Origin of the sequence: Acetobacter sp. DmW_136, assembly GCF_008690365.1 — a bacterium.
Taxonomy (GTDB): Bacteria; Pseudomonadota; Alphaproteobacteria; order Acetobacterales; family Acetobacteraceae; genus Acetobacter; species Acetobacter oryzifermentans.
In genome coordinates this window covers 1-7,550 of record NZ_VHON01000044.1, presented here as the reverse complement: position 1 = coordinate 7,550, position 7,550 = coordinate 1, and the positions used below count along the sequence as shown (strand labels likewise).

General features: G+C 49.5%; 8 protein-coding genes and 1 tRNA gene. 8 read left to right on the top strand and 1 reads right to left on the bottom strand.

Going from position 1 to position 7,550, the window contains the following annotated elements; genetic code table 11:
• Positions 1–121 precede the first annotated feature (121 nt).
• The 7 genes from FKW31_RS13625 (at position 122) to trpS (ending at position 6,372) form a co-directional block, all read left to right on the top strand.
• A complete protein-coding gene (locus tag FKW31_RS13625) occupies positions 122–859 on the top strand; it encodes a TlyA family RNA methyltransferase (RefSeq protein ID WP_063354169.1) in 738 nt (245 codons plus the stop codon).
• A gap of 137 nt (positions 860–996) precedes the next feature.
• Positions 997–1,578: a hypothetical protein gene (locus FKW31_RS13620; protein WP_150178809.1), complete on the top strand. Its 582-nt coding sequence runs from the start codon at positions 997–999 to the stop codon at positions 1,576–1,578.
• A 121-nt stretch (positions 1,579–1,699) separates the two neighbouring features.
• Positions 1,700–2,926 carry a 23S rRNA (adenine(2503)-C(2))-methyltransferase RlmN gene (rlmN, locus tag FKW31_RS13615; protein WP_150178808.1) on the top strand — a complete coding sequence of 409 codons (1,227 nt, stop codon included), beginning with the start codon at positions 1,700–1,702 and terminating at the stop codon, positions 2,924–2,926.
• 110 nt (positions 2,927–3,036) lie between these two features.
• Positions 3,037–4,278, top strand: a complete 1,242-nt coding sequence (locus FKW31_RS13610; RefSeq protein ID WP_089179136.1) for an argininosuccinate synthase — start codon at positions 3,037–3,039, stop codon at positions 4,276–4,278.
• Positions 4,279–4,321: 43 nt separating this feature from the next.
• Positions 4,322–4,819, top strand: coding sequence for an FKBP-type peptidyl-prolyl cis-trans isomerase (locus tag FKW31_RS13605; RefSeq protein ID WP_150178807.1), 498 nt, complete (start codon positions 4,322–4,324; stop codon positions 4,817–4,819).
• 59 nt (positions 4,820–4,878) lie between these two features.
• The gene (locus FKW31_RS13600) at positions 4,879–5,343 is read left to right on the top strand and encodes a cytochrome c (RefSeq protein WP_035350992.1); all 465 of its coding nucleotides are present in this window, start codon (positions 4,879–4,881) and stop codon (positions 5,341–5,343) included.
• Between the two features lie 33 nt (positions 5,344–5,376).
• Positions 5,377–6,372, top strand: coding sequence for a tryptophan--tRNA ligase (gene trpS / locus FKW31_RS13595; protein WP_150178806.1), 996 nt, complete (start codon positions 5,377–5,379; stop codon positions 6,370–6,372).
• A gap of 13 nt (positions 6,373–6,385) precedes the next feature.
• On the opposite strand, the gene FKW31_RS13590 is transcribed toward trpS, so the two are convergent.
• Positions 6,386–7,117 (bottom strand): YoaK family protein, encoded by a 732-nt coding sequence (locus FKW31_RS13590; protein WP_150178810.1) that lies wholly within the window; start codon positions 7,115–7,117, stop codon positions 6,386–6,388.
• A 122-nt stretch (positions 7,118–7,239) separates the two neighbouring features.
• Between FKW31_RS13590 and FKW31_RS13585 the strand changes: the two genes are divergently transcribed.
• A tRNA-Val gene (locus tag FKW31_RS13585) sits at positions 7,240–7,314 on the top strand.
• The last annotated feature ends 236 nt before the right edge of the window (positions 7,315–7,550 follow it).

Below are 7,550 nucleotides of genomic sequence, written 5' to 3'. Positions count from 1 at the left end.
TATTGACCATAACACTCAGGCCGCCCAATATGCCGAGGCAGGGCTCTCCGCTCCGCACATCGTCGGAACAGCTCTAAGCGCATTGGGCATTAATTTTTCGGAACAGATGGCCTGATTTGATATGGCACGACGTCGTGTTGACCAGCTCCTTGTAGACAGGGGGCTGGTTGAAAGCCGCACCAAAGCACAAGCTCTGATTATGGCTGGGCTTGTGTTTTCTGGTGAAAAACGCGTAGCCAAAGCCGGAGATCAGATTCCTGAAGATGCACCGTTGCAAGTGCGTGGGCAGGAACATCCTTGGGTGTCTCGTGGCGGCTGCAAGTTGGCTCATGCCATTGAGCATTTTAGCCTTTCTCCAGAAGGGCGTATCTGCTTGGATGTTGGCGCTTCAACCGGCGGGTTTACAGACGTACTTCTTACCCACGATGCCAAGCATGTTTACGCAGTTGATGTTGGCCACGGACAACTTGCATGGAAATTGCGGTCTGACCCACGCGTAACTGTGCTGGAAAAATGCAACGCCCGGTACCTAGATAAGACAACCATACCGGAAGCCCCTTCCGTAGTTGTGTGTGATGCAAGTTTTATCGGCCTGCGCACGGTGCTCCCTGCCGCGCTGGCTCTTACCACGGAAAACGCTTGGGCTGTTGCGTTAATCAAACCTCAGTTTGAAGCCGGGCGTGATCAAATAGGTGCCAAAGGCGTTGTGCGCGATCCTGCCGTGCATGATGCCGTTTGCGAAACCATTTTTTCTTGGTGGAGTAGTCTTCCCGGCTGGAAAGTGCTGGGGATTGAACCCAGCCCTATTACCGGACCTGAAGGAAATAGAGAGTTTCTTATTGCGGCTCAGCGCGTCTAGCTAAGACGGCTGATTATAACACTAAATTAAATTTTCAGGTTTCCCTGCCTTTTTTGCATGGCAGCACATCAATTTTTTTGCCACATTTCTTTGTGATCCTTCTACACGTTATCACTAGGAATAAGGGCAAGCATCTTATGCGCAAAATTGCAGGTCTGTTTGGCGTCGCCTGCCTTGCATTTACAAGCGGTCACGCATTGGCGGCTCCAGTTTTTCATTCTGCATCCCACACTTCTGCCCCTACCCAAAATATGCAGGCGACTGAAGTTGGTAATACGCTTTTGCGTGGATACGAACAGGATGGGTTAATCCTGCATGATGATATAAGTGCAGGTACACTTTCAATTCAGGCAGATCCTGCAACACTACAAGCGCATGATTCTAATACGAATAATCGCTATCGGTTAGCCATGAAAGATGTTCTTTCTGCTGCTGCAACATACGCGTATCTGTATTTTGGGCAGAACCCCGATGCGCGGGAAGTTACCGTCTCTGCCAATATCCAGACCGATGGTTTTACCCCTGCCAGCGCAAACTCAACAGACACGGCAGAACCTGCCATGACTTTGGAAATTACCCGACCAGCCTTTCCTATTTCTTCGGATACCAAACCCGATTCATATTCCGCACAAACCATTGGCATGATTCTGGATGGCATAGACGCTTCAAAAATTACCATTGCCCCATGGCTGCGTTCCGCCCTGAAGGAAAGCAACTAACGTGTAAAGGCTGCTGCCTACAACAGATACGAATGCGCATATATAAAAGAGGCTGGTATCTATCAGCCTTTTTTTTTGTTATATCCACTTTCCCTTCCTTTTTTGTAGCAGCATATCCGTAATGTCTTCGCGCACTTATACTTCCACATCAGCTAACGCTAACAGTTCAGCCCTTACCGATCTGAACGCGGAAGAACGTTCACGCATTCTGGCCAAGGCTGCGCTTTTTAGCCCCCCATCCGCCACTTTATCCGATGGACGAAGAGATTTGGTTGGGCTTTCACGCGATGAACTCACGGATATTCTGATAGAAATTGGCGAAAAACCCTTCCGCACCAAGCAACTCTGGCACTGGATTTATCATCAGGGTGTGACAGATTTTTCGCGGATGAGCACAATCGCCAAGCCTCTTCAGCAAAAATTGGCTGAACGATTTATTATCGGACGCCCAGAAGCTGCAACGGTTCAAACATCATCGGATAGCACACGTAAATTTCTGTTCCGTTTTCGCGATGGGCAGGAAGCTGAAACCGTTTACATTCCTGATCGGCGTGAAGATCGGGGCGCTGTGTGCATTTCATCGCAAGTGGGATGCACTCTTTCCTGCACTTTTTGCCATACAGGCACGCAAAAGCTGGTGCGTAACCTCGGCGCGGCAGAAATTGTCAGCCAGTTCATGGCTGCGCGGGATTCCTACGGAGAATGGCCTAGTCCGAAAGGCGAAACTCCGCGCCTTCTCTCTACTATCGTGCTGATGGGCATGGGGGAGCCGCTCTATAATTATGAGAATGTTGCCAAAGCCATGAAAATTATCATGGATGGCGAAGGTATTGGGCTCTCCCGCCGGCGTATCACACTTTCTACGTCCGGCGTTGTGCCTCTGATGGATCGGTGTGGTGATGAACTGGGGATCAATCTGGCGGTCTCCCTACACGCAGTCCGGAATGACCTACGTGATGAAATTGTGCCGCTCAATAGGAAATATCCAATTGAGGAAGTGCTGGCTGCTTGCAGGCGCTACCCCGCAGCCAGTAATGCCCGCCGCATTACATTCGAATATATTATGCTGCGTGGCGTGAATGACAGCGAAGCCGATGCACGTGAGTTGGTACGCCTGATTTCCGGCATTCCCGCAAAAGTCAACCTCATCCCCTTCAATCCGTGGCCCGGCAGCGCTTACAAACCTTCCACGCGTGAACAGCAGAACCGATTTGCAGAAATTGTTATGAATGCAGGATTTGCATCCCCAATCCGCACGCCCCGTGGTCGGGATATTCTGGCTGCCTGTGGGCAATTAAAAACGGCAAGTGAACGTGCACGCGCAGGTTCGGCACCTGTTTCAGAGTAATTTTTCCACACAAACAGCCCTTAGTGGGTGAATGCACTCTGGTTACGCGCCTCCTGCGGTGATAGGAGGAAAGCCATAGTTACAGATTTATATATCAGGAGATCTGCCTCATGGGCCCGACTTCCGCCCGGAAAGACGTCAAAAAGGTTGTTCTGGCTTACTCCGGTGGCTTGGATACATCTGTTATCCTCCGCTGGCTCCAGAAGACCTATGGTTGCGAGGTTGTTACCTTTACGGCTGATCTGGGCCAGGGGGAAGAACTGGAGCCTGCCCGCAAAAAAGCGGAAATGTTTGGCGTAAAGGAAATCTTCGTTGAAGATTTACGCGAGACATTTGTGAAAGACTTTGTGTTTCCCATGTTCCGGGCCAACACCCTGTATGAAGGCCAGTATCTTCTGGGCACATCCATTGCGCGCCCTTTGATTGCTCAGCGCCAGATTGAAATTGCAGAAGCCGTTGGTGCAGATGCCGTGGCACATGGCGCAACGGGTAAAGGCAACGATCAGGTTCGCTTCGAGCTGGCATATTACGCCCTTAAGCCAGACATCACAGTTATTGCCCCTTGGCGGGAATGGGATCTGACATCCCGCACACGTCTGCTGGCCTTTGCTGAAGAAAATCAGATTCCGATTGCCAAAGACAAGCGTGGTGAAGCCCCCTTCTCTGTAGATGCTAACCTGCTGCATTCTTCTTCCGAAGGAAAAGTTCTGGAAGACCCTGCCGTTGCTCCAGAAGAAATTGTGTTCCAGCGCACAATCTCTCCAGAAGCCGCGCCGGATAAGCCCACAGAAATCACCATGGATTTTGTAAGCGGTGACCCCGTTGCCATTAACGGCGTGGCTATGTCTCCAGCCACATTGCTGACACGTCTGAACGAGTTGGGTAAAGAAAACGGTATTGGCCGTTTGGATATGGTGGAAAACCGCTTTGTTGGCATGAAATCCCGCGGGATTTATGAAACGCCCGGCGGCACCATCCTGCTTGCTGCGCATCGTAGCATGGAATCCATCACGCTGGATCGCGAAGCCATGCATCTTAAAGATAGCCTGATGCCGCGCTACGCTTCCATTCTGTATAATGGCCTCTGGTTCTCTCCAGAACGGCGGATGCTGCAAGCTCTTATCGATGCCTCCCAGCATTCTGTTACGGGGCGTGTTCGTCTCAAACTTTACAAAGGCAATGTTATCTGCGTTGGGCGTGAAAGCCCCAACAGCCTGTATGATGCGCGCGTTGTAACGTTTGAAGATGATGAAGGCGCATATAACCAGCAGGATGCTCAAGGCTTTATTAAGCTAAATGCACTGCGCCTGCGCCTTGGTGCGCAGATCGGGCGTAAAGGTGGCGCCCTGTAAGGCACCCCTTTCCACCATCCATCAGAAGGTGTTGAAGAAGATCATGATCCGTCGCTTTTCTCTTATCCCCTGCATGCTTGCGGCCAGCTTGGCCGTATCTCTTACGGCCTGTGGTTCTCACAAGGAAGAACAGGAACTTACGCCTGCTCAGCAGATGGAAAAGCTGCGCTCTGCACCTGGCATAACCGTTCTGAAAGATGGCTTGGCTTATAAAGTGCTGGAATCTGGCCCCAAGGATGGTGAACAACCACGCCCGGGTGATGGCATGATGCTTATTTATGAAGGGCGTCTGCCAGACGGCTCCATCTTTGATAGCTCAGACCAGCATGGTAGCGGTGCCTATATGCAGATGCCTCTTGCTGGCCTGATCCAGGGCTGGATGGAAGCTTTGCCCTTGATGCATGTGGGTGATACATGGATGTTGTATGTTCCGCCAGAACTTGGGTATGGGCATAAATCCATGGGCATTATTCCTTCAGATAGCCCGCTGATTTTCCGCATCCAGCTTTTGGGTGTGGAACATGCACACAATTCGCCCTGATATAAACCCTTATGATAATGCGGGTTCTTGGTTTCAAGAACCCGCTTGGGTTTTTGCCCATGTTTTCTTCACGCTTTGCGTATCGTCTTTTATGTGGCGGCATGTTGCTTTTGGTAGCGGCTTGTTCTCCTAAAAGCGGCTCCAGCCTTTACGGCACCAATTGTGGTATTTGCCATCATGGTGGCGATGGTATGCCTGGCGCTGTTCCGCCTCTTGTCAACCGCATTGACCATATTGCCAGCACCCCAGAAGGGCGCAAATATCTGGCCGATGTGCTTATGAATGGTGTAAGCGGGCCTATTAAGGCTCATGGGGCGGCTTATAGCGCAGAAATGCCCCCTTTCCGCTACCTTAAAGATGAAGAAGTTGCCGCTATTCTGACCTGGCTTTCTCAGCGCGGAAACCTAAAACCTGCCCCAACAATAAGCGCGGCAGACATTGCAACCGCACGGGCTGATCGGAAATCGGCCGGTAAAGTTGCAGACGAGCGGGAAGAACTGGATCGCATACATCCAATCCCATAATCTGTCCCTATAACATGCGGTGATACTTTTCTTATGCAGCGTATTTTTTCTGGTATTCAGCCTTCTGGTGTTCCCCAACTTGGTAATTATCTGGGGGCAATTCGAAACTGGGTTCATTTACAGGCAAACTATGAGTGCATTTTCTGCCTTGTAGATATGCACGCCATTACCGTGTGGCAGGACCCAGAAAAACTACGCGAACATACCTTAACACAAGCCGCTATCCTGCTTGCTGCGGGCATTGATGCTGATAAGCATATTCTCTTCAACCAGTCTGCTGTTTCTGCCCATGCGCGGCTGGCATGGATTTTTAATTGCGTTGCACGGATCGGCTGGCTGAACCGTATGACGCAATTTAAGGATAAAGCCGGAAAAGACCGCGAAAATCATTCGGCCGGTCTATATGTTTACCCCAACCTTATGGCTGCCGATATTTTAGCCTATAAAGCCACGCATGTTCCTGTAGGTGAAGACCAGAAGCAGCATCTGGAACTCACCAATGATATCGCCCAAAAATTTAACCATGATTACAAGGTAGAGTTTTTTCCGCAGGTAGCACCTCTTATTCCACCTACAGCCGCGCGCATCATGAGCTTGCGTGATGGCACCAAAAAGATGTCCAAATCCGACCCTTCTGCACAAAGCCGGATTGAATTAACGGACGATGCCGATGCGATTGCCTTAAAAATTCGCCGTGCAAAAACAGACTCAGCCCCCCTGCCCGAAGATATTTCTGACCTTGCAGATCGCCCGGAAGCAAAAAATCTGGTTTCCATTTATGCTGCCTTGGCAGATATTCCTACCGAGCAGGTACTAAAAGAGCATGCAGGCCAAGGTTTTGGACCATTTAAAGCCGCGCTGACAGAAATTGTTGTCAACGCTATTGCTCCTATCGGGCAAGAAACTACACGGCTTTTGCAAGATAAAAGCTATTTGCTGAATACTCTGCACTCTGGTGCACAACGCGCGCAAAGCATTGCGGAGCCTATTGTTGCTGAAGCTGAAAAACTTGTTGGTTTTCTCAAATAAACGCAATCTGACACTATGTTTTGCGTGCGGATGTTCGGGCATTTTCAACAATGCCCGGCGCCGCCAAAGCTACCAGAATAATTGCGACTATAAATAAAATATATTTTTTGCAATGCATGTAGCCTACAGCCCCTAAAATACCTCCTACAATAAAACAAAATACAATTTGCGCATGTAACCATAAGCGTTTTTTAATAACATCCAAATATTCATCATCAACATGATGGTAAAAAGATTCAAGCCAATCTGATATTTCTATCCCAAGGTCTGTCAACATTCCGGTAACATGGGTGGTACGTACAACAGACCCCGAAATGCGCGTGACTGTGGCATTTTGTAGCCCCATGACAAAACTTAAAACCAACGTAGCGCCCCCATCTGGCACTCCCGCCTGTGCAAACCAAGCAGATTTTATACCTAAAGTTACAAGGATAGCTGCCTCTAAAACCAAACTGAAAGCATATACAGCGCCCCACCCTTTCCGACGCCCCATATTAACTAAAACGGTGCAGACAATGGCGCCCAGAACAAAACTTGCAATTAAAGCAAAACATAAAAAGGCAGATCTAACATCCAAGGCATTGATTTTTAGAGCCAGACTAGACGCATTGCCTGTCATATTGGCGCAGTAATATCCAAACTGCAGAAAGCCAAGCACATTTACAGTTCCTGCCACCACAGCAAGAGAGCTGCCGAGTTGCCGGTTCATCTGAAAACTGCGCTGACTTTTTTCTCGCAAAAGCATGACTAAGAATTTCTCTGCTTTAATGATGCAAAGCAATGCCATTGCCCTGTTTTTTTTACACTTTTTATATGAGAAGCCCCTTGCCAAATGTCTTGGAGGCAGATATTAAGCTCCCATAAACCGGGTGCGTAGCTCAGCGGTAGAGCATCGCCTTCACACGGCGGGGGTCACAGGTTCAATCCCTGTCGCACCCACCACGGTTTTTCCTAGTTTTCTGCGGGTTTTGGGATTTTTCTTGCCAGTGTGGGCGTATCACGCTGTGTCATGAAGTGTCATTTTGCACCATATCTTTTCATGAAAATTGGTGCATCATTCGCAATCCTTGCACCCATCCCCAATCCGCATGAGATTCACTAGGTGATAAGCTGCCATGCCTTTCCTAATGCCTGAGCCCCCCCCCCCCCCGATCTCACGAGAAAAGTTGTTTCTGGGA

Excerpts from the sequence above, each read along its gene's own strand:
- trpS (WP_150178806.1), top strand. The coding sequence starts at position 5,377 with ATGCAGCGTATTTTTTCTGGTATTCAGCCTTCTGGTGTTCCCCAACTT.
- FKW31_RS13600 (WP_035350992.1), top strand. The coding sequence starts at position 4,879 with ATGTTTTCTTCACGCTTTGCGTATCGTCTTTTATGTGGCGGCATGTTG.
- FKW31_RS13605 (WP_150178807.1), top strand. The coding sequence starts at position 4,322 with ATGATCCGTCGCTTTTCTCTTATCCCCTGCATGCTTGCGGCCAGCTTG.
- FKW31_RS13620 (WP_150178809.1), top strand. The coding sequence starts at position 997 with ATGCGCAAAATTGCAGGTCTGTTTGGCGTCGCCTGCCTTGCATTTACA.
- rlmN (WP_150178808.1), top strand. The coding sequence starts at position 1,700 with ATGTCTTCGCGCACTTATACTTCCACATCAGCTAACGCTAACAGTTCA.
- FKW31_RS13625 (WP_063354169.1), top strand. The coding sequence starts at position 122 with ATGGCACGACGTCGTGTTGACCAGCTCCTTGTAGACAGGGGGCTGGTT.
- FKW31_RS13590 (WP_150178810.1), bottom strand. The coding sequence starts at position 7,117 with ATGCTTTTGCGAGAAAAAAGTCAGCGCAGTTTTCAGATGAACCGGCAA.
- FKW31_RS13610 (WP_089179136.1), top strand. The coding sequence starts at position 3,037 with ATGGGCCCGACTTCCGCCCGGAAAGACGTCAAAAAGGTTGTTCTGGCT.